22 protein-coding genes are annotated in these 22,630 nt (G+C 70.5%); 9 read left to right on the forward strand and 13 right to left on the reverse strand.

What is annotated here, in order from left to right:
- Positions 1 to 57: 57 nt before the first annotated feature.
- Together ACLF6P_RS08500 and ACLF6P_RS08505 are read right to left on the reverse strand one after the other, a co-directional pair.
- Positions 58 to 1,443 (reverse strand): M16 family metallopeptidase, encoded by a 1,386-nt coding sequence (locus tag ACLF6P_RS08500; RefSeq protein ID WP_415949243.1) that lies wholly within the window; start codon positions 1,441 to 1,443, stop codon positions 58 to 60.
- A complete protein-coding gene (locus ACLF6P_RS08505) occupies positions 1,440 to 2,834 on the reverse strand; it encodes a M16 family metallopeptidase (protein WP_415949244.1) in 1,395 nt (464 codons plus the stop codon). Before ACLF6P_RS08505 ends, ACLF6P_RS08500 begins: the two co-directional genes overlap by 4 nt.
- Positions 2,835 to 3,103: 269 nt before the next feature.
- On the opposite strand from ACLF6P_RS08505, the gene ACLF6P_RS08510 reads away from it, so the two are divergent.
- Entirely contained in the window at positions 3,104 to 5,557 is a 2,454-nt protein-coding gene (locus tag ACLF6P_RS08510) for a DNA gyrase/topoisomerase IV subunit A (protein WP_415949245.1), read from the forward strand.
- Positions 5,558 to 5,657: 100 nt separating this feature from the next.
- On the opposite strand, the gene ACLF6P_RS08515 is transcribed toward ACLF6P_RS08510, so the two are convergent.
- Complete coding sequence (locus tag ACLF6P_RS08515) at positions 5,658 to 6,263, reverse strand: helix-turn-helix domain-containing protein (RefSeq protein WP_415949344.1); 606 nt, start codon at positions 6,261 to 6,263, stop codon at positions 5,658 to 5,660.
- A gap of 168 nt (positions 6,264 to 6,431) precedes the next feature.
- On the opposite strand from ACLF6P_RS08515, the gene ACLF6P_RS08520 reads away from it, so the two are divergent.
- On the forward strand, positions 6,432 to 7,418 hold the full coding sequence (locus ACLF6P_RS08520; RefSeq protein WP_415949246.1) for an alpha/beta fold hydrolase: 987 nt from the start codon (positions 6,432 to 6,434) through the stop codon (positions 7,416 to 7,418).
- Here the strand turns inward: ACLF6P_RS08520 and ACLF6P_RS08525 are convergent.
- Positions 7,409 to 8,548, reverse strand: a complete 1,140-nt coding sequence (locus ACLF6P_RS08525; protein ID WP_415949247.1) for a CobW family GTP-binding protein — start codon at positions 8,546 to 8,548, stop codon at positions 7,409 to 7,411. The two genes, ACLF6P_RS08520 and ACLF6P_RS08525, sit on opposite strands and share 10 nt — an antisense overlap.
- A gap of 347 nt (positions 8,549 to 8,895) precedes the next feature.
- Here ACLF6P_RS08525 and ACLF6P_RS08530 point away from each other — a divergent pair, with 347 nt between their 5' ends.
- Positions 8,896 to 9,426, forward strand: a complete 531-nt coding sequence (locus tag ACLF6P_RS08530; protein ID WP_415949248.1) for a DUF6082 family protein — start codon at positions 8,896 to 8,898, stop codon at positions 9,424 to 9,426.
- A gap of 87 nt (positions 9,427 to 9,513) precedes the next feature.
- Positions 9,514 to 9,750, forward strand: a complete 237-nt coding sequence (locus ACLF6P_RS08535; RefSeq protein ID WP_415949249.1) for a hypothetical protein — start codon at positions 9,514 to 9,516, stop codon at positions 9,748 to 9,750.
- Positions 9,751 to 10,505: 755 nt separating this feature from the next.
- Here ACLF6P_RS08535 and ACLF6P_RS08540 read toward each other — a convergent pair.
- Positions 10,506 to 11,195: a type III effector protein gene (locus tag ACLF6P_RS08540; RefSeq protein WP_415949250.1), complete on the reverse strand. Its 690-nt coding sequence runs from the start codon at positions 11,193 to 11,195 to the stop codon at positions 10,506 to 10,508.
- Positions 11,196 to 11,323: 128 nt separating this feature from the next.
- Here ACLF6P_RS08540 and ACLF6P_RS08545 point away from each other — a divergent pair, with 128 nt between their 5' ends.
- The 4 genes from ACLF6P_RS08545 (at position 11,324) to ACLF6P_RS08560 (ending at position 14,174) form a co-directional block, all read left to right on the forward strand.
- Positions 11,324 to 11,755: an Hsp20/alpha crystallin family protein gene (locus ACLF6P_RS08545; RefSeq protein ID WP_415949251.1), complete on the forward strand. Its 432-nt coding sequence runs from the start codon at positions 11,324 to 11,326 to the stop codon at positions 11,753 to 11,755.
- Positions 11,756 to 11,860: 105 nt separating this feature from the next.
- Positions 11,861 to 12,256 carry a DUF2267 domain-containing protein gene (locus ACLF6P_RS08550; RefSeq protein ID WP_415949252.1) on the forward strand — a complete coding sequence of 132 codons (396 nt, stop codon included), beginning with the start codon at positions 11,861 to 11,863 and terminating at the stop codon, positions 12,254 to 12,256.
- 53 nt (positions 12,257 to 12,309) lie between these two features.
- Complete coding sequence (locus ACLF6P_RS08555; protein WP_415949253.1) at positions 12,310 to 12,753, forward strand: DUF2267 domain-containing protein; 444 nt, start codon at positions 12,310 to 12,312, stop codon at positions 12,751 to 12,753.
- Positions 12,754 to 13,196: 443 nt separating this feature from the next.
- Complete coding sequence (locus tag ACLF6P_RS08560; protein WP_415949254.1) at positions 13,197 to 14,174, forward strand: sucrase ferredoxin; 978 nt, start codon at positions 13,197 to 13,199, stop codon at positions 14,172 to 14,174.
- 56 nt (positions 14,175 to 14,230) lie between these two features.
- Here the strand turns inward: ACLF6P_RS08560 and ACLF6P_RS08565 are convergent, their stop codons facing one another.
- The 7 genes from ACLF6P_RS08565 to ACLF6P_RS08595 all read right to left on the reverse strand — a co-directional run bounded on the left by ACLF6P_RS08565 (position 14,231) and on the right by ACLF6P_RS08595 (position 20,422).
- Positions 14,231 to 14,608, reverse strand: a complete 378-nt coding sequence (locus ACLF6P_RS08565) for a nuclear transport factor 2 family protein (protein WP_415949255.1) — start codon at positions 14,606 to 14,608, stop codon at positions 14,231 to 14,233.
- Positions 14,609 to 14,709: 101 nt separating this feature from the next.
- Positions 14,710 to 16,302, reverse strand: coding sequence for a solute symporter family protein (locus ACLF6P_RS08570; RefSeq protein ID WP_415949256.1), 1,593 nt, complete (start codon positions 16,300 to 16,302; stop codon positions 14,710 to 14,712).
- Complete coding sequence (locus ACLF6P_RS08575; protein WP_415949257.1) at positions 16,299 to 16,778, reverse strand: DUF485 domain-containing protein; 480 nt, start codon at positions 16,776 to 16,778, stop codon at positions 16,299 to 16,301. The genes ACLF6P_RS08570 and ACLF6P_RS08575 overlap by 4 nt, the downstream gene beginning before the upstream one ends.
- Before the next feature lie 229 nt (positions 16,779 to 17,007).
- Positions 17,008 to 17,187: a response regulator transcription factor gene (locus ACLF6P_RS08580; RefSeq protein ID WP_415949258.1), complete on the reverse strand. Its 180-nt coding sequence runs from the start codon at positions 17,185 to 17,187 to the stop codon at positions 17,008 to 17,010.
- Positions 17,112 to 17,576 (reverse strand): hypothetical protein, encoded by a 465-nt coding sequence (locus tag ACLF6P_RS08585; RefSeq protein WP_415949259.1) that lies wholly within the window; start codon positions 17,574 to 17,576, stop codon positions 17,112 to 17,114. The genes ACLF6P_RS08580 and ACLF6P_RS08585 overlap by 76 nt, the downstream gene beginning before the upstream one ends.
- 236 nt (positions 17,577 to 17,812) lie before the next feature.
- Complete coding sequence (locus ACLF6P_RS08590) at positions 17,813 to 18,238, reverse strand: NUDIX hydrolase (protein WP_415949345.1); 426 nt, start codon at positions 18,236 to 18,238, stop codon at positions 17,813 to 17,815.
- Between the two features lie 54 nt (positions 18,239 to 18,292).
- Positions 18,293 to 20,422: a DNA gyrase/topoisomerase IV subunit B gene (locus ACLF6P_RS08595; protein ID WP_415949260.1), complete on the reverse strand. Its 2,130-nt coding sequence runs from the start codon at positions 20,420 to 20,422 to the stop codon at positions 18,293 to 18,295.
- Positions 20,423 to 20,921: 499 nt separating this feature from the next.
- Here ACLF6P_RS08595 and ACLF6P_RS08600 point away from each other — a divergent pair, with 499 nt between their 5' ends.
- A complete protein-coding gene (locus ACLF6P_RS08600) occupies positions 20,922 to 21,152 on the forward strand; it encodes a DUF7455 domain-containing protein (RefSeq protein ID WP_415949261.1) in 231 nt (76 codons plus the stop codon).
- A 133-nt stretch (positions 21,153 to 21,285) separates the two neighbouring features.
- Here ACLF6P_RS08600 and ACLF6P_RS08605 read toward each other — a convergent pair whose 3' ends face one another.
- Positions 21,286 to 22,155 (reverse strand): S1 family peptidase, encoded by an 870-nt coding sequence (locus tag ACLF6P_RS08605; RefSeq protein ID WP_415949262.1) that lies wholly within the window; start codon positions 22,153 to 22,155, stop codon positions 21,286 to 21,288.
- Between the last annotated feature and the right edge of the window lie 475 nt (positions 22,156 to 22,630).

Genomic DNA, 22,630 nt, shown 5'->3' on the forward strand with positions numbered 1-22,630 from the left:
AATGCCTCCGGAGCCCCTGTCAGCCACGGTCGGTCGCCTCGCGCACGACCGTCCCGACTAGCCCGTGACCACCGTCACTTCGCCGATGCCGAGCGCCTTCACGGGCTCGGCGATCTCGGAGGCGTCGCCCACGAGGACCGTGACGAGACGGTCCACCGGGAAGGCGCTGACGACGGCGGCCGTCGACTCGACCGTGCCGGTCTCGGTGAGCAGGCGGTACAACTGCGCCTGGAAGTCGTCCGGGAGATGCTGTTCCACCTGGTCGGCGAGGGTGTCCGCGACGGCCGCCGCGGTCTCGTAGCGCAGTGGCGCCACCCCGACCAGGTTCTGCACGGCCGTCTCGCGTTCGGCATCGGTCAGGCCCTCGGCCGCGAGGGTGCGGAGCACCTTCCACAGGTCGTCGAGCGCCGGGCCCGTGTGCGGCGTGTCCACCGAGCCGTTGATGGCGAGCAGGGACGCGCCCGTGCCGTCGGGGGCCGAGCGCAGCACCTGGCCGAAGGCCCGTACGCCGTACGTATAGCCCTTCTCCTCGCGCAGGACGCGGTCCAGACGGGAGGTCAGGGTGCCGCCCAGGCAGTACGTGCCGAGCACCTGGGCGGGCCAGACGCGGTCGTGCCGGTCCGGGCCGATGCGGCCGATGAGCAGCTGCGTCTGAACGGCGCCCGGGCGGTCGACGATGACCACCCGGCCGGTGTCGTCGGCGGTGACCGGCGGGACCGGGCGGGCCTGGCCGGGCGCGGCGGTCCACTCGCCGAGGGTCTCGGCGAGCAGGGCGTCCAGATCGGTGCCGGACAGGTCGCCCACGACCACGGCGGTGGCGGTGGAGGGCCGCACCCACGCCTCGTAGAACGTCCGTACGGCATCGGCGTCGATGCGGGCGACCGTCTCCTCGGTGCCCTGGCGCGGGCGCGACATGCGCGCGGTGGCCGGGAACAGCTCCTTGTAGAGCTCCTTGGCGGCGCGGCGCGCCGGGTTGGCGAGCTCGTGCGGGATCTCGTCGAGCCGGTTGCGTACGAGGCGGCCGACCTCGTCCGGCGCGAAGGCAGGTGCGCGCAGGGCGTCGGCGAGCAGGCCGAGCGCCTTCGGCAGCCGGGACACGGGGACTTCGAGGGAGACCCGCACGCCCGGGTGGTCGGCGTGGGCGTCCAGGGTGGCGCCGCAGCGCTCCAGTTCGGCCGCGAACTCCTCGGCGTTCAGCTTGTCGGTGCCTTCGAAGAAGGCGCGCGCCATGATGGTCGCGAGCCCGTCCAGGCCCTCCGGCTCGGCGTCGAGGGGCGCGGCGAGGAAGATCTCGACGGCGACGACCTGCTGACCGGGACGGTGGCAGCGCAGCACGGTCAGCCCGTTGGGCAGGGCGCCGCGGTCGGGGGCGGGGAAGGCCCAGGGCCTGGCCTCGCCGGCCTGGGGCTGCGGGTGGAAGTCCATGGTGGCGAGCTCGCTCACTGCGCCCCCTCCTCTGCGTGCTGCACGCCCTCGGCGGCCGCGGCCGCCCGGGTGTCGTCCTCTTCCTCTTCCTCTGCCTCTGCCTCTGCCTCGACCGGTTCGTACACCAGCACCGCCCGGTTGTCGGGGCGCAGGCGGGCCTTGGCGACCGCCTGCACTTCCTCGGCCGTCACCGACAGGACGCGGTCCACGGCGGTGAGGGCGAGCTGCGGGTCGCCGAACAGGACCGTGAAGCGGCAGAGTTCGTCGGCGCGGCCCGCGACCGTGCCGAGCCGGTCCAGCCATTCGCGCTCCAACTGGGCCTGGGCGCGCTCCATCTCCTCCGCACTCGGCCCCTCGGCGGCAAAGCGCGCGAGCTCCTCGTCGACCGCGGCCTCGATGACCGGCACCTCGACATCGCCGGAGGTCTTCACGTCCAGCCAGCCGAGCGAAGGCGCTCCGGCCAGGCGCAGCAGCCCGAATCCGGCGGTCACGGCGGTCTGGTCGCGTCGTACGAGACGGTTGTAGAGCCGCGAGGACTCCCCGCCGCCGAGCACGGTCAGCGCCAGGTCGGCGGCGTCGCACTCCCGGCTTCCGTCGTGCGGCAGGCGGTAGGCGGCCATCAGCGCGCGGGCCGGCACCTCCTCCTCGACCACGACGCGCTGCTCCCCGCCGTGCACCTCGGGCAGGGCGCCGTCGCGCGGCGGCTGCTTGCCGTCGTGGGCGGGGATCGAGCCGAAGTACTTCTCGATCCAGGCGAGGGTCTGCTCGGGGTCGATGTCGCCGACGACCGAGAGGACCGCGTTGTTCGGCGCGTAGTACGTACGGAAGAACGTCCGCGCGTCCTCGAGGGTGGCCGCGTCCAGATCGGCCATCGAGCCGATCGGCGTGTGGTGGTACGGGTGGCCCTCGGGGTACGAGAGGGCGGTGAGCTTCTCGAAGGCCGTGCCGTAGGGCACATTGTCGTAACGCTGGCGGCGCTCGTTCTTCACCACGTCGCGCTGGTTCTCCATCGACTCCTCGTCGAGGGCGAGCAGCAGCGAGCCCATGCGGTCGGCCTCCAGCCAGAGCGCGAGCTCCAGCTGGTGGGCGGGCATGGTCTCGAAGTAGTTGGTGCGCTCGAAGCTGGTGGTCCCGTTGAGCGAACCGCCCGCGCCCTGTACCAGTTCGAAGTGGCCGTTGCCCTTGACCTGGCCCGAGCCCTGGAACATCAGGTGCTCGAAGAGGTGGGCCAGGCCCGTACGCCCCTTGACCTCGTGCCGCGAGCCGACGTCGTACCAGAGGCACACCGCCGCAACCGGGGTCAGATGGTCCTCGGAGAGCACGACGCGCAGGCCGTTGGCCAGGCGGTGCTCGGTCGCTGTCAGGCCGCCGGAGCCGGCCTCGGCGGTGGCCGTGTGACCCATGGGCATGTGGTCCCTTCGATGTCGGACGGAGAGTTCTGTCACTGTATGCAAGCGCGCGGACATCCGGGTAAGTTCCCTGCCCGGCTCAGCCCTGAGCGATCACATCGGGTGGCGCTGCAGCGGGCCACCGGTGGGCGCTGCCGCCGGTCTCGGCGGTCACATCGGGTGGCGCTGAGCCGGGTCGGCGTCCGCGATGTCAGTGGGGCGGTCCACAATGGTCCGCGTCAGAGATCCGCGTTGATCCGCACTTGATAGGTGAAGGAGCCGCAGCAGCGATGGCCCGCCGCAGCACGAAGACCCCGCCGCCGGAGGAAGATTTCGAGGAGAAGATCCTCGACATCGACGTCGTCGACGAGATGCAGGGCTCCTTCCTGGAGTACGCCTACTCGGTCATCTACTCGCGCGCCCTGCCGGACGCACGGGACGGGATGAAGCCGGTGCACCGCCGCATCGTCTACCAGATGAACGAGATGGGCCTGCGCCCCGACCGCGGCTATGTGAAGTGCGCCCGCGTCGTGGGCGAGGTCATGGGTAAATTGCACCCGCACGGCGATGCGTCGATCTACGACGCGCTCGTCCGCATGGCGCAGCCGTTCTCGATGCGGCTGCCGCTGGTCGACGGCCACGGCAACTTCGGTTCGCTCGGCAACGACGACCCGCCGGCCGCGATGCGGTACACCGAGTGCAAGATGGCCGACGCCACCTCGCTGATGACCGAGTCCATCGACGAGAACACGGTGGACTTCACGCCCAACTACGACGGCCAGGAGCAGGAGCCGGTCGCTCTCCCGGCCGCGTATCCGAACCTCCTGGTCAACGGCGCCTCCGGGATCGCCGTCGGCATGGCCACCAACATGCCGCCGCACAACCTCGGCGAGGTCATCGCCGCGGCCCGCCACCTGATCAAGCACCCGGGCGCGGACCTGGAAACGCTGATGCGTTACATCCCGGGCCCGGACCTCCCCACGGGCGGCCGGATCGTCGGGCTCTCCGGCATCAAGGACGCCTACGAGAAGGGGCGCGGCAGCTTCAAGATCCGCGCCACGACCACGGTCGAGACGGTGACCGCCCGCCGCAAGGGCATCATCGTCACCGAACTGCCGTTCACGGTCGGCCCCGAGAAGGTCATCTCCAAGATCAAGGACCTGGTCGGCTCGAAGAAGCTGCAGGGCATCGCGGACGTCAAGGACCTCACGGACCGGGCGCACGGGCTGCGCCTCGTCATCGAGATCAAGAACGGCTTCGTGCCGGAGGCGGTCCTCGAACAGCTCTACAAGCTGACGCCGATGGAGGAGTCCTTCGGCATCAACAATGTGGCGCTGGTCGACGGCCAGCCGCTCACCCTCGGCCTCAAGGAGCTCCTTGAGGTGTACCTCGACCACCGCTTCGAGGTCGTGCGCCGCCGCAGCGAGTTCCGGCGCGGCAAGAAGCGCGACCGGCTGCACCTGGTCGAGGGCCTGCTCGTCGCACTGCTCGACATCGACGAGGTCATCCGTCTGATCCGCTCCAGCGAGAACTCCGCACAGGCCAAGGAGCGCCTGATGGAGCGGTTCTCGCTGAGCGACGTACAGACCCAGTACATCCTCGACACGCCGCTGCGCCGCCTCACCAAGTTCGACCGGATCGAGCTGGAGGCGGAGCGCGACAAGCTCACCGCCGAGATCGAGAAGCTCACGAAGATCCTCGAATCGGATGCCGAGCTGCGCAAGCTCGTCTCCTCCGAACTCGCCGCGGTGGCGAAGAAGTTCGGCACCGACCGGCGCACCGTGCTCCTGGAGTCGGCGGGCGCCCCGGCGGCCGCGGTGCCGCTGGAGGTCGCGGACGACCCGTGCCGGGTGCTGCTCTCGTCCACGGGGCTGCTCGCGCGTACGGCCACGGCCGATGTCACCTTCGACGCCGACGCCAAGCGGGTCAAACACGATGTGATCATCTCGGCGGTGCCCGCCACGCAGCGCGGTGAGGTCGGCGCGGTGCTCTCCTCCGGGCGGCTGCTGCGACTGAACGTCATCGATCTGCCCCAGCTGCCGGACACTGCGGCGGCGCCCAGCCTCTCGGGCGGAGCACCGATCGCGGAGTTCCTGAGCCTGGAGGACGGCGAAAGCCTGGTCTGTCTGACCACACTCGACGAGTCCTCACCCGGCCTCGCCCTCGGTACGGAGCAGGGGGTGGTCAAACGCGTCGTGCCGGACTATCCGTCGAACAAGGACGAGCTGGAGGTCATCACCCTCAAGGACGGCGACCGGATCATCGGCGCCTGCGAACTGCGCACCGGCGAGGAGGACCTGGTCTTCATCACCGATGACGCCCAGCTCCTGCGCTACCAGGCCTCGCAGGTCCGCCCGCAGGGACGGGCGGCCGGCGGCATGGCGGGCATCAAGCTGTCCGCCGGGGCGAAGGTCATCTCGTTCGACGCGGTGGATCCGGCGGCCGATGCGGTGGTGTTCACCGTCGCGGGCTCACGCGGCACACTCGACGACTCGGTACAGACGACCGCCAAGGCAACCCCGTTCGACGTCTACCCGCGCAAGGGCCGCGCGACGGGCGGCGTCCGCGCCCAACGCTTCCTCAAGGGCGAGGACTGCCTGGCCTTCGCCTGGACGGGCCCGGTCCCGGCCAAGGCCGCCCAGCGCAACGGCTCACCGTCCGCCCTCCCCGAACTGGATCCGCGCCGCGACGGCTCGGGGGTCTCACTGGGCAAGCCGGTGGCGGCGGTGTCCGGGCTGGTGTGATCCCTCCGGCCGGGGCCCGTCCAGGGGGCGGGCCCCAGGTGAATGAGTCCGGTGTCTGCAGTGGTTGCAGGCGATCAGAGGTGGGGCCGGTCGCACCTGCTCATTCAGCGGCCTTTCTGTCACCGGTGCCGCGACCGGATGGTGGCGGGGTGCGCAGCCGTAGACGTTCCCCCTGCGGGCCGAACATGATCAGATATTCGACCGGCCCGTCGGATCCGGCGTTCGCGACTCCGTGAAGGACGCGGGTGTCGAACTCGGCGACCTCACCGGCAGTCAGGACAAGGTCCTGGCTGCCGAGTGCGAGCCACAGCCGCCCGTACAGGACACACAGCCATTCGTAGCCCTCGTGGGACGCCTGCCGGGGCCGCTCGGGCGGCTCCGCACCGGCAGGCAGGACGTGCTTGTGAGCATGCAGGCCACCGACGTAGCGGGTCAGCGGCAGCACCGCCTTGTCGTCGCCGAAGCTGCGCGGCGCCGTACTGCGGGGCTCGGCCGCAGGAGCGGGTGCGGTGCCGGCCAGCTCGTCCAGGGCGACTCCGTACTCCTTCGCCAGCTGTAGCAGCACTTCCAGGGTGGGCCTGCGTCGGCCGGTCTCGATCCGCGACAGCGTGCTGGGGGAGATGCCGGTCGCGCGGCTGACATCGGCGAGTGTGACGCCACGGCGCTCGCGCACGCCCCGCAGCCTGGGCCCCATCTCCGCCAGCATCTGCGCCGAATTGTCTCCTGGCACCGTCCCCGTTCCTCTCTCTGTGCCGCTTCACCCCGTTGGCCTGCAAGCTTGCCAGGTTGGCAAGGGTGATCGCGTCGGGAGGCCGCCACGTCGCATGATCGATGGGCACCCGCCGGCCGCCCGCGAACCGAGGAGAAGCCGCCCATGCGAACCGAGCCGACCGCCACACCCAGCCACCGCGTCGTCGAAGGCCCGGCCGGACGCCTGCATCTGGCTGAGCAGGGCTGCGGCCCGCTGGTCCTTCTCGTGCACGGCTTCCCCGAGTCCTGGTACTCCTGGCGCCGCCAGCTCCCGGCTCTCGCCGCAGCCGGGTACCGGGCGGTGGCGATCGACGTGCGCGGCTACGGCCGTTCCTCCAAGCCCGCCGCGTCCGACGCCTACCGAATGCTCGACCTGGTGGAGGACAACGTCGCCGTGGTGCGTGCCCTCGGCGAGGAAAGCGCGGTGATCGTCGGCCACGACTGGGGCTCCAACATCGCCTCCGCCTCCGCTCTGCTCCACCCCGGGGTCTTCTCCGCGGTCGGCTTGCTGAGTGTCCCGTACGCGCCGCCCGGCGGCCCCCGCCCCACCGACGTCTTCGGCCGGATCGGCGGGCCCGATCAGGAGTTCTACGTCTCCTACTTCCAGGAGCCCGGCCGTGCCGAAGCGGAGATCGAGCCCGACGTCCGGGGCTGGCTCGCAGGCTTCTACGCGGCCCTGTCCGCCGACACCATGCCGGGCGAGAGCGAGCCCGACCCGCACTTCGTCGCGCACGGCGGCCGGCTGCGCGACCGCTTTCCCACCGGCCCGCTCCCGGCATGGCTGAGCGAGGAGGACCTCGACGTCTACGCCGGGGAGTTCGAACGCACCGGCCTGACCGGCGCCCTCAACCGCTACCGCAGCATGGACCGTGACTGGGAAGACCTCGCCCCCTACCGCGGATCCCCCATCAGACAGCCCGCCTTGTTCGTCGGCGGCACACTGGACGCCTCCACCACCTGGATGGCCGATGCCATCGACGCCTACCCCGCCACCCTGCCCGCCCTGTCCGCCTCCCACCTCCTGGGCGGCTGCGGCCACTGGGTCCAGCAGGAACGCCCCGACGAGGTCAACAGCCTGCTGATCAACTGGCTCGCCTGTGTTCAGGGCTGAACCAGGCGAGCCACCGCGGGCGGGGCGTCTTCGTGAGCGTCGGCACGGGCATCGGCGTGGGACGCCTCGGCCTCTTCGCTGCCATCACCTCGTACGAAACGCAGCACGCCCCACATGGACTCGGGCCGGGCCTTCTGCGGCAGATCGTCCCGGCACGCGTCGAGGCCGGCGCGCAGCGCTGCGGCATCAACACCGGATCCGATCAGCACAAGCTGAGTGAGCCGCGTCTCCCCCGGCCCCCAGGGCTCGGGCGTGAACCGCAGGAACCGGCCGACGGCGTGCAGCGCATACCGGTTGTGCTCGTCCTGCACACCGAAGTCGACGAACCCCTTGATCCGGTACAGCCCTTCGGGCCGTCCGTCCAGGAAATCGAGCAGCCGCCGCGGACTCATCGGCTCCTTCGAGGTGAACGAGACGGTGTCGTAGCCGGCGTGCAGATGATGCCCGTGCGGGCCGCCACCCGCCGCGCCGTCCGAGCCCTCGGCGTCCTCCCGCACGTCGTCGAACGACAGCTGCCCGATCCGTTCGGCACTCGGCCGCCGCTCGAAGAGCAGCTCGGGGTCGATCCGGCCGTACGAGGCCTCAACCACCGCAGCCGTCGCACCCGCCTCCCTGACCTCCCTGCGCACCCGCACAAGGTCATCCTGTCCGACCCGGTCGGCCTTGTTGAGCACAATCAGGTCGGCGGGCACAAGGTGCCGTTCGATCTCGGGATGACGCTCGCGGGTGGCCTCGAACTCGGCCGCGTCGACCACCTCGACCAGGCCGCCGTACACGGCGTACGGATTGTCGCTGGCGAGCAGCATCCGCACCAGTTCCTGCGGCTCGGCGAGCCCGCTCGCCTCGATCACGATGACGTCGAGCCCCACCGAGGGGTGGGTGAGCTTCTCCAGATACGTGTCGAGCTCGCTGCTGTCGACGGCACAGCAGAGACAGCCGTTGCCGAGCGAGACGGCCGAGCCGACCTGCCCCGACACGGACAGCGCATCGATCTCGATGGCCCCGAAGTCATTGACCACGACCCCGACCCGGGTACCGCCACTTCCTCTGAGCAGGTGATTGAGCAGGGTGGTCTTGCCCGCACCGAGGAATCCGGCGAGGACGACGACGGGAATCTGACGCTCGGTCACGCTGCGCCTTTCGTGGAGCGACGGTGGAACCGGGACAGCATAGGCAGAGCGGGCGGCGGGGGCGGCGGGGGCCGTCTGTGCGGCCCGTGACGGCACTGAGTGCAGAATTTTTTGCCGTACGGACCGTGGTAAACGATTGTTCACACCGGATGTGGGGCACAGAGACAGCACGGCGTGCATGTCGTGACATCAGTACGGCGACGGTGCACCGCCCCTCCCCCTCCCGCAGATCAGCGTCGATCGGCACTCCGGGGGGCTGCAAGCGCTCCGCCCACCGCTCGCCGGTCCCGCTCCCTGTCGCCCCGCACCCGACGGCCGGCGGACGGTCGCCTTTTCCGGGGGTTGACATGGCCACAAAGAGTTGCCTCGCACTGCGGTACGTGACCGCGATCGTCGCCGGCTTCGCCGCCGGAGCTTCGGCCCTGCGCCATCAACAGGGCACTGCACCGGTCTGCGACCACGCCGTGTTCGCGGAGTCGAGGCGGCGCGACGCCCGGGCGCATCAGCAGCGCATGCACTGGGAGTTGCTCAGCAAGGCCATCGACGATCCCAGCCTTGCCGTGGTCATCGACAACTACCGGGTCGAACTCTGCCCCGAGAAGCGACGCCAGATGATCTACGCCAATCTCTGGTACGTGAACGCGCTCCATCTGCATACGTCCGGCCTCCTCACCAAGCGCGAGCTCTTCGGTCATCTGCGTGAGCTCTTCCAGAGCCCGTACATCCGTGAGTACTGGGAACTGACGCGCGACCACCGTCTGGCCCTCGACCCCTCATCCGAGGAGGCGCAGATCGGCCAGATGGCCGAAGAGCTGTTCCAGGAGCTGCAGGACGGTGACGGGGACTGGTTCGTGGTGGGTGTCCCGCCGCCGGACTGAGCCCAACAGAGCTAATTCAGTAACTCCTCCGCCGTTCACGCCGATACCTCCAGTGTCAGCTGTCACTGCACACCGAAGGACCGGTCCGTGAAGATTGTTCGCCGCATCGGGGTACCCCCGAGCGCCCGCGGAAGCGCCTCTGCCGCCACCTGCCCCGATGTCTTCGAACTGAGCGACGGCAACTTCGCTGTGATCGGGACGGAAGCCACAGCCGACCTCAAGGACAAGCTCCCCGCCGACGCCGGCGTCGCCGACTACGAGCGTGTCGTGATCGTCAGCAGAGAGACCCTGGTACGCGCGAAAGCGGACATCCCCGACGCGTGACGCACCGGCCTGCGTTCGGCCGGACTGTGGACAACGGCCTCAGCCGAGCGCAGGCACCTCCTGAGTGGGTTCCGCTCCCTCCTATCGCGCCGCCGGAACGGCACCCGACGTTCGCGCGGAACTCACAGCCCGGCTCGGGCTCCGCGGGGATCGCTCCACCTCGCGCCCCACCTCGTGGCGAAGTCGCCCAGCGGGCCGCCGAGTTCCTGCGCGATACCCCGCAGCACTCACGAGCACGGATGCCCGGTGCGGTGGTCGGCGCATTGCAGCCATGCCGATCGTGGACGTCAAGCAGCGCTCGATGGCACGGGCGTGTCGCGGGATCCCTTCCGAACCGGCGAGCGCCTGGCGTCAGTGGGCGGGGCACGGATGAGTCCGGGCAGGGTGCGACCGGTTCCAGGCCCTGCGCGGGCCAGTGGAATGAAGCCCCCCTCCGAGGCAACGCCTCCACACGACATGTCCAGGAGGTAGCCGAAGTCCCCTGCACCCTCCGAAGCTGAAGCAGACGCACGGACCCACCCCGCACGCGCCGCCATGCCCCCAACCACGCGCTGGCGCCGCCCCGTTCGCGCTCAGGAATCCGCGAACCCGCGCGGTTCCAAGCCGGGCGGGAGCAGCTGCCCTCGCACCCCCGACGGGACACCCCTTGGCTGTGTGCCGGTCAGCCGGCGGATCTGCCGTCCGACGGAAGATCCGGGTATCGGCGCACCGGCGGCGCACCCCGAGGACGATCTGCCGCTGGGCTTCGAGGGCAGTCAACGGTTCCGCCCGGGGGCGGAGGCTGGCTGGGCTGCTGCGGGGCAGCGGGCGGAAGGGGGAGTGAGCGTGTCGAGCCGGGCTGCGAGGTCCGGGTGGGCGGCGGCCAGGTGGGGGCGGGCGGCCGCAAGGGGGGTGATGAGGTCCACGGGGTCGCTGTGGGCAAGGGCCGCGTGCAGCTCATCGAGCGGGCGGCGGGCGGCGGGGGGAAGGTCGGTGAGGGCGGTGATCTGGCCGGCGAGGCGGCGCAGGTCGGCCGCATTGCGGCGGGCCCAGGCGGCGGTGTCGCGATCGGCGGCACGGGCCTGGCGGGTGGCCGTCACGCGCTGTTCGCCGGTGGTCCCGGCCGGGCCGGGACGGCCGCGGAGGTAGCGGCGCTCGGCGGCCTGGCGGCTGGCGACACCCAGCGGAGAGGCGAGGTCGGCCCAGCTGGCGCCCGCGTTCCGGGCCGTTTCGATCAGGCCGGTCTCCCATCCGGCGAGCCGCTCACGTACCTGCCGCAGCAGCAGTAGCGAGGCGAGGGCCTGCTCCGGGGCGGGCCCGGCTCCGCGGGTTCCGGGTGTCTCGTGCTGGGCGTCACGCAGGGCATCGTCGATGGCTTTCAGGGCCGCCGCCGCAGCGAGGAACGACGCCGGGCTGTGGGCGTCGGCGTCAGTGTCGGCGGGAACCGGCCGGTCGGGTGCGGTCACGGGCACCTCCCTCGGTTTGTCATCGCAGTGACGACATTCTACTTGTCGTCCATTGGATGACATGATACAACGGTGTCAGTGAAGCGCATTGGCAGAGACTGCCCGAACCTGCTGGAGGTGTTTTCACGATGTTGATGCGCACTGACCCCTTCCGCGAGCTGGACCGGCTGGCGCAGCAGCTGATGGGCCCGGGTACCTGGTCGAGGCCGTCGGCGATGCCGATGGACGCCTACCGCGAGGGTGACGAGTACGTGGTGGCATTCGACCTTCCCGGCGTCAGCACGGACGCGCTCGATATCGATGTCGAGCGGAACATGCTGACGGTCAAGGCGGAGCGCCGGCCGGTGGCGAAGGCCGACGACGTGCAGATGGAGCTGTCCGAGCGGCCGCTGGGCATCTTCTCCCGCCAGATCGTGCTCGCCGACACCCTCGACACCGAGCACATCAAGGCCGACTACGACGCGGGGGTGCTGACCCTGCGTATCCCGATCGCCGAGCGTGCCAAGCCCCGCAAGATCTCCATCGGCGCCGGGACCGGCCACAAGGAGATCTCCGGCTGACATCAGCCGGACGCGTGCGGAGGACGGGCATCTGATCTTCCTCCCCTCCACCCCGTCCTCCGCATCCCGTGGGCAGGCCGAAGAACAGGAAGGGGCGACGGCGAGATGGCTCTGCGACGCGAAGTGTTCCTCGACCGCGTGAAGGAGCGCGGCGTGTACGGCACCGTGGAGGAGGCCGAGCGTGCGGCACGTGTGGTGCTCGCCCTGCTCGGCGCACATCTGGTCGGCGAGGTCCGTGCCCAGCTTGCGGCGCGTCTCCCGGAGGAATTCGCCCTGATCCTGCTCAACCCGCTGCAGAGCGCCGAACCACTGTCCCCGGAACGGTTCGTGAGGGCGACCGCGGCCTGGATCGAGGGTGCCACCGAGCAGACCGCGACCTGGGACGTCAGCGCCGTACTGTCCACGGTCTCCGATACGGCGGGTGAGGACCTCCTGGTGCAGATCCTGCTCCAGCTCCCCGCCGGGTACGACCTCCTCTTCGGCCGCCCCCAGCCCACCTGACCCCTGCCTCGGTACCACATACCCGCACCGCTCCACGAAAGGCATGCACTGCAGTGATCACCGACGTGCGCGAACGGGCTGACCACCAGCAGCCGCACTCGACGGCGTATGAGCAGATGCTGGAGAACGTCCGCCGCGAAGGCGCCTACCCCACCCGCGAGAGAGCCGAGGAAGCCGTCCGCCTTGTTCTCGCGGGGCTGGGACGCCAGCTGACCGGCGAGGAACGCGTCGACCTGGCCGCCTGCCTGCCCCTGGAAGCCGCACGTGTCCTGACCACACAGATCCCCGACACCCGGCCGCTGACCGGATGGGCCTTCGTCGAGGACCTCGCCGGCCGCTCGGGCGCCTCCCTGGCCACCACACGCTGGGACACCGGCTCCGTCCTCGCCGCCGTCGCCACCCACGTCGGCCCCGACCTCATCACCCGCATCCTCCACCAGCTCCCCACCGGCCACGCGCTGCTGTTCGGCCGCGCCGACCTCACTTCCACGGCGTAGACGGCAAGGCCGTGGCGGCCCGGCCACCCGGTCCCGATCGGCCGTCGCCCCGGACCTGCCGACCGCAGGCATCCGCGTCGGCTACGCCCGCTGCTCGCACCTCGGCCAGGAACTCGACCCCAGCTCGATGCCCTCAGCAGGAACGGCATCCCGAAAGGTCGGATCGTCAGCGGGAAGACCAGCGCCCGGGGAGGGGCGAGCTGTACGCCCACGTCGATCTCGCCCCGGCCGTACCGACCCTGGCCTGGTGACGGCTCCGAGGCGGCCGCGCCCCAGCCCGCGGCCGCCCGTTCCGCGCGCTGGGCAGCGCACGCGTACGCTGCGGCCGCCGCCCAGGGCAGCGGCGGGAGGCTGAACGGCAAGGTGCCTGACGCCCCGCAGGCACCGGGCCGCCCGCTCTTCCCACTCCGTCCCGACGGCTGAGTCAGGCTAGGCTCACCTGTGTGAGTACCTGCGCCACCGCCTCCCGTGAACTCGACGAACCTCTCGCGGGAACCGCGGCCACCGCCAGGACCTGGCTGCTCGTGGAGCAGCCGGGGCCGTGGGGCGCCAAGGCGCTCACGTCCAGTCATCTCGACCGTGCGCTCGGCGCCGCGCTCGAAGCGGCCGCCGCCGATACGGGGGTGCGGATCGCGCTCATCCGCCGGCCCGGTCGGCACGCCGACTGCCACTCCCCCGCCGCGCGCCAGGTGCACGCCGCGCATGTACGGCCCACAGCGGGCGGCACCGCGCCCGATGCCGGTACCTGGCTGCACAGCGCCGTCATCACGGATCCCGCCCGGCTGTCCGAACTCGACTTCGCCGCGCTCGGACGGGGTGACGCGGCCTCATTCGACGCGGAGCTGGGCGGCCGCGTGTACACCGATGAGCCGCTCGCGTTCGTCTGCACCAACGGCAAGCGCGACCGCTGCTGCGCTCTGCTCGGCCGCCCGTTGGCCGCCGAGCTGACCGCCGGCGGTGCGGGCGGCACCTGGGAGGTCACCCACCTGGGCGGCCACCGCTTCTCACCGACGCTGCTCGTACTGCCGTACGGATACGCGTACGGGCGCCTCGATGCCCGGGCCGTCAGGCAGGTCCTCACGGCGGCACACGAGGGGCGCATCGTCACCGACGGCTGTCGCGGCAGTTCCGCCTGGGACCGCCCGGGGCAGGCGGCGGAGCTCGCGGTGCGCAGGGCGGTGGGCGAGGAGAGGGCCGGGGTGCTGTCCGTCGTACGGAGTGAGCCGGCCGAAGCGGGCGGCCCGGGGGCCCCGCCGCGCCGACGGGTCACGGTGGCGCATGCGGACGGCCGTACCTGGGCCGTGACCGTGGAGCAGGGCGCCGCGCAGCCGCCGCGGCCGGAGAGCTGCGGGGGTGCGCTCGGAACGCCGGCGCGGATGGATGTGGTGGCACTGGCGCTGCAGGCACCGGCGGGGGTCTGAGGCTCTCCGCCACGGCAGAAGGGTGCCTCAGGTGCCTCAGGGTGCCTCAGGGTGCCTCAGGAGGCGAACGGCTCGATCTCGCCCGCGAAGACGATGATCTGGTCGATGAGGCTGCGTCGCAGATGGACGACGTCGGTTCCCGCCAGGCGGGGACCGCCGTCGGGCGTGGTGAACACCCACTGGTACCGGGCCCATTCGCCGGGCATGTCCACCGCCGAGCAGCGCACCATCGTGCCGGTCCCCGCCGGGTGGCGTCGGATGTCGAGCACGAACCGCTCGACCGCCGCGATTCCTTCGCTGCGGCCCAACGGTCCCCAGAAGACCACGTCCGAGGTCAGGGCCTGGGAGAGCAGGGCAGTCACATAGCTGTCGTCGGAGGCGTTGAAGGCGGAGATGAACGTGTCGATCGCGGAGCGTGCGGTCTCTTCCTGCATGCCCCCAGTAATACCAGCCGTTTCGCGTGCTCTCGGCCCCACGAGCCACCTTCCGCACGCGGTCCCCCATGCTGGTCGCGGCACCGGCCGCCGGACACCTCTCAGACGGCACCCGCCCCCGTCAGCGAACGCACCTCCGTCTCCGCGTGCTTGGCCCGGTCCGGGCCCTGCGGTGAGGTGATGGTGCCGAGCCAGCCGGCAAGGAAGCCGAGGGGGATGGAGATCAGGCCCGGGTTCTCCAGGGGGAAGAGGTGGAAGTCCACACCGGGGAACATCGCTCTCGGGGAGCCCGAGACCACCGGCGAGAAGATCACCAGGAGCATGGCGGGGATCAGTCCGCCGTATACGGACCAGACCGCGCCGCGGGTGGTGAAGCCGCGCCAGAACAGGGAGTAGAGGAGCACCGGAAGGTTCGCGGAGGCGGCCACCGCGAACGCGAGGCCGACCAGGAAGGCCACGTTCAGGTTCCGGGCGAGCAGGCCGAGTCCGATCGCGGTGAGGCCGATACCGACGGCCGCGACGCGGGCGACGGATACCTCGCTGCGCTGCCTGGCGTGCTTGCGCTTCAGCGAGGCGTACAGATCGTGGGCGACCGAGGCCGACGAGGCGAGGGTGATGCCCGCGACGACCGCGAGGATGGTGGCGAAGGCGATCGCACCCACGACGGCGAAGAGAACCGTTCCGCCGGTGGATCCCGCGCCGCCGCCGAGGTCGAGGGAGAGCAGCGAAATGGCGGTGTTCCCGGAGGCGTTGGAGTCCTTGACCTCCTTCGTGCCCACGATCGCCGCCGCGCCGAAGCCGAGCACGATCGTCATCAGGTAGAAGGAGCCGATCAGGCCGATCGACCAGACGACGGACCGGCGCGCGGCCCGTGCGGTGGGCACGGTGTAGAAGCGGGACAGGATGTGCGGCAGGCCCGCCGTGCCCAGGACGAGCGCGAGGCCGAGGCTGATGAAGTCGAGGCGCGAGGTCCAGTCCCCGCCGTAGCGCAGCCCGGGCGAGAGGAAGTCCTTGCCGTGGCCGCTCTTCTCGGCGGCGGTGTTGAGCAGCTGGTTGAAGTCGCCGTTGAAGCGCAGCAGGACGAGCACGGTGAGCGCGATGGCGCCGCCCATCAGGAGCACCGCCTTGACGATCTGGATCCAGGTGGTGGCGCGCATCCCGCCGAAGGAGACGTAGACGACCATGAGCGCGCCGACGCCGATGACCGTCCAGGCCTGCGCCGCCTCGCTCTCGCCACCGAGCAGCAGCGCGACGAGACTTCCCGCGCCGACCATCTGCGCTACCAGGTAGAGCACGGAGACGGTCACCGAGCTGGTGCCCGCCGCGATCCGTACGGGACGCTCCCTCATCCGGGCCGCGACCACGTCGGCGAGGGTGAACCGGCCGCAGTTGCGTACCAGTTCCGCCACCAGGAGCAGCACGACGAGCCAGGCGACGAGGAAGCCCACGGAGTAGAGCACGCCGTCGTATCCGTAGAGCGCGATGAGGCCCGAGATGCCGAGGAAGGAGGCCGCGGACATGTAGTCGCCCGCGATGGCGAAACCGTTCTCCATGGGCGAGAACAGCCGCCCGCCCGCGTAGAACTCCTCGGCGCTGCCATGCCGGTTGCGGCTGACCCAGGTGGTGATCCCTAGGGTGACCGCGATGAAGGCGATGAACAGCAGGAGGGCCAGGGTCTGGTGGTCGCCGGTCAACGCACGACCCCCCGGGTGAGCTCCTGGGTGTCCCAGCGCAGATCGAGCGCGGCACGGTCCCTGCGCAGACGGGCGTGGCGGGTGTAGGCCCAGGTCAACGCGAAGGTGGTGAGGAACTGGCCGAGCCCGGCGAGCATCGCCACGTTGACGGCGCCCACGACGGGCCGCGCCATCAGGCCGGGCGCGGTGGTGGCGGCGACGACGTACGCGACGTACCAGGTGAAGAAGGCGATCGCCGCGGGGAAGACGAAGCGGCGGTAGCGGCTGCGCACCTCCTGGAAGGCGGCGCTCTGCTGAACCTCCAGATAGATCCCGGCCGCGTCGGCCCGCTGCTGCGCCGACCGGGGTGCGGGCGGACCGGGCGCGGGGGCGGGGGCGCCGGTGCTGTCCAGCTCGCCCCAGCCCGAGGCCAGTGCGTCGTACCAAGGGTCGTCGTACCGGATCCGTCCGGTCCGCGGCCCGTCCTGCTTCTCCACCGGACTCTCCTTGTCCGCGGCCCCGTTTGACCGCGTGCCCAAGGATGGGCGGACCGGGAAGATCCCGGACACTCGTGGCCGATCTGTTCACTCCATCAGGTGAAGTGGAATGGAAGTGGCCCGCGTGTCGCGGGGGTTGGTGGCTGTGGGCGTCACCGGCGGACGTCGCGAGGCATCGGCCGGGAAGCTCGGCGTCGGAAGGGAACCTCGGCATTGTCCGGACGGGACGTCATCGTCCCGGCGGTTCGGCGAGGTGGTGCCGACAGGCATAACGCACCGCTTGGGTACGGTCCTTGAGACCCGCCTTGGCGAAGAGATAGTTGATGTGCGTCTTCACCGTGGCGGTCGAGACCTGGAGCGTGCGGGCGATCTCGGTGTTGGTCGGTCCGTCGGCGATACGGGCGAGCACCTCGGCCTCCCGTGCGGGGAGGCCGTCGGGCAGCCCGGCGGGCGGTCGTACAGACCGGCGCGGACGGTGATCCCGCCCGCCCGGACGGCGAGCGTCAGCCTGGTGCCCCGGGACCGGACGGTGCCGTCCTCGGCCCGCTCCACGTGGGCCGTGCGGGCGAGCAGGGAACCGACGGCGAGGTAGAGCAGCAGGTCGAGCGCGAGCAGGGTGCCGGCCGGGACGGTCTGGCCTGTGGCCAGCAGGTCCGGCTTGCGCGGCGCCACGAGGGCGAGCACGACGGGCACCACCCACCACCGCCGTTCCTCGTCCGGCGGCCGCGCCTTGACCTGGTGCAGCACGATGAGTGCGACCGCCGCGACAATCAGCAGCCCGTTGGTGGTCTCCGCCATGGCGTCCTCCCTGTACCGGGGGGCTTTCCCTTGCCTCGAAGTTGGGGAAAGCCGCAGGTCACAGGATCGGAGTGCGGGTGGAACCGAGGTGGAAACGCGGCCTCCACCCGTGGGTGGAGGCGTCCGAGCCCGGCATCCCGCCTCCAGGCCTCTGACGTGCCTCGGCGCCCCTCCTCCAGGCCTCTGGTTGCCTCGGACTCGTACCCGCTGTGTTACCGACCCGTACCCACCGTGCTTCAGACGCGTACCCGCCGGTGGATCAGCTCGCGGTGGACGGGCATCAGCGCCTCCGGGAGCTCGTCGGGCTCGAACCATCCGGCCTCGAGGATCTCGAACGAGTCGGTCCGCAGGGTCCCGCCGGCGAGCACCGCCTCGTACGCGGCTTCGATCCGCAGGCGGAAGCCGCTGTTGAGCATGACGAGCTGCCCGGGCACGACATCGAGGCCGGTCTCCTCCTTGACCTCGCGGACGACCGTCCCCGGGAAGTCCTCGCCGCGCGCCGCATGCCCGGTGGGCAGGCCCCAGCACCGGTCACGGGGCCACATGCGGTGCCGGAGCAGCAGCACCCGGCCCTGCTCGTCGCGCACCACTCCGGTCACCCCGACGGTGAACTTCGCGTGCGCGAGCCACATGACCCGCCACTGCAGCGGGCCACGCAGCATCCGCCAGATCCGCTCGACGATGCCGTACGCCCTGGACACCCCGGTCCGTCCCGGTCAGGCGTCGATACGGGAGCGGTCGAGGGTGGCCGCCGAACTGGTGATGAACTCCTTGCGGGGCGCCACATCGTTGCCCATCAGGAGATCGAAGACCGTCTCCGCGGCCTCCAGCTCGCCGATGTTGATCCGGCGCAGGGTGCGGTGGCGCGGGTCCATCGTGGTCTCCGCGAGCTGGTCGGCGTCCATCTCGCCGAGGCCCTTGTAGCGCTGGATCGAGTCCTTGTAGCGGATGCCCTTGCGCTGGAACTCCAGAAGCGTCTGGCGCAGCTCGCTGTCCGAGTACGTGTAGACGTACTTGTCCTGGCCCTTCTTCGGCTGGACCAGCTCGATCCGGTGCAGCGGCGGCACGGCCGCGAAGATCCGCCCGGCCTCGACCATCGGCCGCATATAACGCTGGAAGAGCGTCAGCAGCAGCGTGCGGATATGGGCGCCGTCCACATCGGCGTCGACCAGAAGGATGATCTTGCCGTAGCGCGCGGCGTCCACATCGAAGGTCCGGCCGGAACCTGCTCCTATGACCTGGATGATCGCGCCGCACTCGGCGTTCTTCAGCATGTCCGAGACGGAGGCCTTCTGGACATTGAGGATCTTGCCGCGGATCGGCAGGAGCGCCTGGAACTCCGAGTTCCGCGCGAGCTTGGCGGTGCCGAGCGCCGAGTCCCCCTCGACGATGAACAGCTCGCTGCGCTCCACGTCGTCGCTGCGGCAGTCCGCCAGCTTGGCGGGCAGCGAGGAGGACTCCAGGGCGGTCTTCCGGCGCTGCGCCTCCTTGTGCTGGCGGGCGGCGATGCGGGTACGGGCGGCGGCGACGGCCTTGTCGAGGACGGCACGGGCCTGGGCCTTGGCATCGCGCTTGGTGGAGGTCAGGAAGGTCTTGAGCTCCTTGGCCACCACATTTGCCACGATCCGGTTGGCCGCAGAGGTGCCGAGGACTTCCTTGGTCTGGCCCTCGAACTGCGGCTCGGCGAGGCGGACGGTGACGACGGCGGTCAGGCCTTCGAGGGCGTCGTCCTTGACGATGTCGTCCTCGGCGACGCGCAGCAGCTTGGCGGAGCGCAGCACCTCGTTGACTGTCTTGGTGATGGAGCGCTCGAAGCCTGTGACGTGGGTACCCCCCTTGGGGGTGGCGATGATGTTGACGAAGGACTTCACCGTCGTGTCGTAGCCCGTACCCCAGCGCAGCGCAACGTCCACGCCCAGCTCGCGGGTGACCTCGGTCGGGGTCATGTGGCCGACCTCGTCGAGGACCGGGACCGTCTCCTTGAAGGTGCCCTGGCCGCTGAGGCGCAGCACGTCACAGATCGGCCGGTCGGGCGCGAGGAACTCGCAGAACTCACTGATGCCGCCGTCGAAGCGGAAGGTCTCCTCGCTCTTGCCCACGCCGTCGAGATCGCGCTCGTCGCGCACGACGATCGTGAGGCCCGGCACCAGGAAGGCGGTCTGGCGGGCGCGCTGGTGCAGGTTCTCCAGGGAGAGCTTGGCGTCCTTGAGGAAGATCTGGGTGTCCGACCAGTAGCGGATCCTGGTGCCGGTGCGGCCCTTGGGGACGCGCTTGCCCTTGGTCAGGCCGCTGCCCGGGGTGAACTTGGCATCGGCTCCATCGCCGGCGAAGGAGCCGGGCACACCGCGGCGGAAGCTGATCGAGTGCACGGTGGAGCGGTCGACCTCGACATCGAGTCGGGCCGACAGCGCGTTCACCACGGAGGCGCCCACGCCGTGCAGGCCGCCGGAGGCCGCGTACGAGCCGCCGCCGAACTTGCCGCCCGCGTGCAGCTTGGTCATGACGACCTCGACGCCGGAGAGCCCGGTCTTGGGCTCCACGTCCACCGGGATGCCACGCCCGTTGTCGTGGACCTCGACCGACCCGTCCTCATGCAGGATCACCTCGATGCGGTCGCAGTGGCCGCCCAGGGCCTCGTCCACCGCGTTGTCGATGATCTCCCACAGGCAGTGCATCAGGCCGCGGCTGTCCGTCGAGCCGATGTACATACCGGGGCGCTTGCGGACCGCTTCGAGTCCCTCGAGGACGAGGAGGTGCCGCGCGGTGTAGTTGGAACTGTCCCTGTCCATCACGCCGCCTGCTCCTGTCAGCAGCGCTGTGGACGGCACGGACGTTTCGGCGGTCACGCGTTTCGCTCCTCGCTGAATTTCAGTTGGGGCCCCGTGCTCGGGGTCCGGCACCAGGTGCCGCGCTAGAGGGTACCGAGGCCTGGTAGAGCGGATGTCACGCCACCCTCGGCTGACAACAGACTAGTGCAGAGTCGTATGCCTGTTCGATCCCTCGAAGGGGTGATACGGATATCACGTTCCCAAGCAGGCATGAACCATTTAGGCTCCGGGCACGTCCTCATGAACAACCCGACCAGCCAGGCCGGGGAGGACCAGGCAGGCCAGCCGCAACAACGACCGACAACAGGACACGACAAGCAACTCGGCAGACAAGCGAAACCGTACGCAGCAAAGCCAGCACTACGGCACCTTCGCCGCCACCCGGTTGCAGCCAACCTCGTCCTCGAGAAGTTCGAAGAGAAAGTTTCGAGGAAAAAGTGCCCCGAGCGGGAACGTTTTCGGGCTGGTTGGATGTTGACCCTGGTACGACAGCTCGTCGAGCTAGAGAAGAGGCGACGTGACTACTGTTCTGACCCCCGCGACCCCGCTGACGGCCGCAGACCGCTGCGACCGCTGCAATGCTCAGGCATATCTGCGCGTCGTACTCCTGAGCGGCGGTGAGCTGCTCTTCTGCGCCCATCACGGTCGCAAGTTCGAGCCGGAACTCAAGAAGATCGCCGCTGAGATACAGGATGAGACGGAGCGGCTCACCGCCGTCCCGGCCACGGCGGACAGCGACGAGCGCTGACGCTTCCTGTACGGACAACGCTGACGTCTCGCATCCGACGACGAGCCAGCGCCGGCCAGGCCGGTCATGGCGACGGGCGGGCAGCCCCCACAGGGGTTGCCCGCCCGTCGCCGTTGCCCGTGCGTCGCCCGCCCTACGGGCGTGCCGCGTCGCGCGCGTTCCCGGCCCTGTCCCGCCCCGCTTCCTTCAGCGCGGCGGTCACCTCGCTGATCCTCGTATAGACGCCAGGGCTGCCCGGAAGGCCACAGCCGCGCCCCCAGGACACCAGGCCGATGAGACGCCCCTCGGCCACCAGCGGGCCGCCACTGTCCCCCTGGCAGGCGTCCCTGCCGCCCACAGCCTCCCCCGCGCAGAGCATCACGCTCCGCAGGTAGGTGCCCTCCGCGCTGCCCGGATACGCGGCCTCACAGGTGGCGTCCGGCAGCACCTGCACCCGGGCGGCACGCAGCACGGCGGAGTAGTCACCGCGGCCCGTGATGTCGCCCCAGCCGTACACCTGGGCGCCGGTGCCCGGCTCGTACGCCGGGTCGCCGGGTCCGGCCATGGGGATGACGTAGCTCTCGGGCAGCGGCTCGTCGAGACGGACGACGGCCACGTCACCGCCGTTGGTGACAGGGTCGTACTCCTCGTTCACCCAGGCCTCACGCACCGCGACCTCCCGGCCGGCTAGCGAGCGCAGGTCGGTGCGCCCCGCGATCACCTTCAGATCGCCCACGTCACCCGGCCGGGTGCCGAGCACCTCCGCGCTGACACAGTGCGCGGCGGTGAGGACGACGGACGGTGCGACCACGGCACCGCCGCAGAACTGCCCCGCACGCGTACCCCCGAACCGGTCACGGCTGGCGAGCGCCACGGTCCAGGGGCTGTCCGACACGTTCACAGGACTGCCGCCGATGATCACTCCATCGGCGGCAGCCGGGACCGGGATGGCGAGCGGTGCGGTGAGCGCTGCCGCCGCCAGGGCGGCAGCAGCGGTGAACCGCCTGCTCAGAGGTCGATGCATGCACACTCCTTGACTCATCGTGACCGAGGGTACGCACAGCGTCAGACAGTACGGCGAGTGCCGCGACCCGGGCCTGCTCCCGGACCCGACCCGCCCATCCGGGCAGTACACCGACGAGCCCGGCAGCCCCGCGGATGCGGGAGTGCCGGGCTCGTCGGTGCACTGCCCCCGGAGAGGCGGCCTGCTTCGCGCCGTATGGACGCGTGGGCCGGTCCGAGGTCCGGGAGTGCAGGGTTCGGGGTCCGGGGCTCAGGGTCCGGGTTCAGGGGCTCGGGGCCAGGATCACAGGATCGAGCGCGGCGTGACGTGGCGGTCGAGCGCGGGGGCGAGGGCCTCCCATGCGGCGCGAATCCGAGCCTGGGTGGGCGCTTGGTGCTGGGTGGGGGCGGTCATGGCTCTGCCCCTCTTCGCTCGTGCTGCCTCTGTCGCGTGTCCACGAGGAGCCCCCGCGCGGCCTTCCGCCGGAAGAAGTGAT

This window comes from Streptomyces lothianensis (assembly GCF_047779955.1).
Taxonomy (GTDB): domain Bacteria; phylum Actinomycetota; class Actinomycetes; order Streptomycetales; family Streptomycetaceae; genus Streptomyces.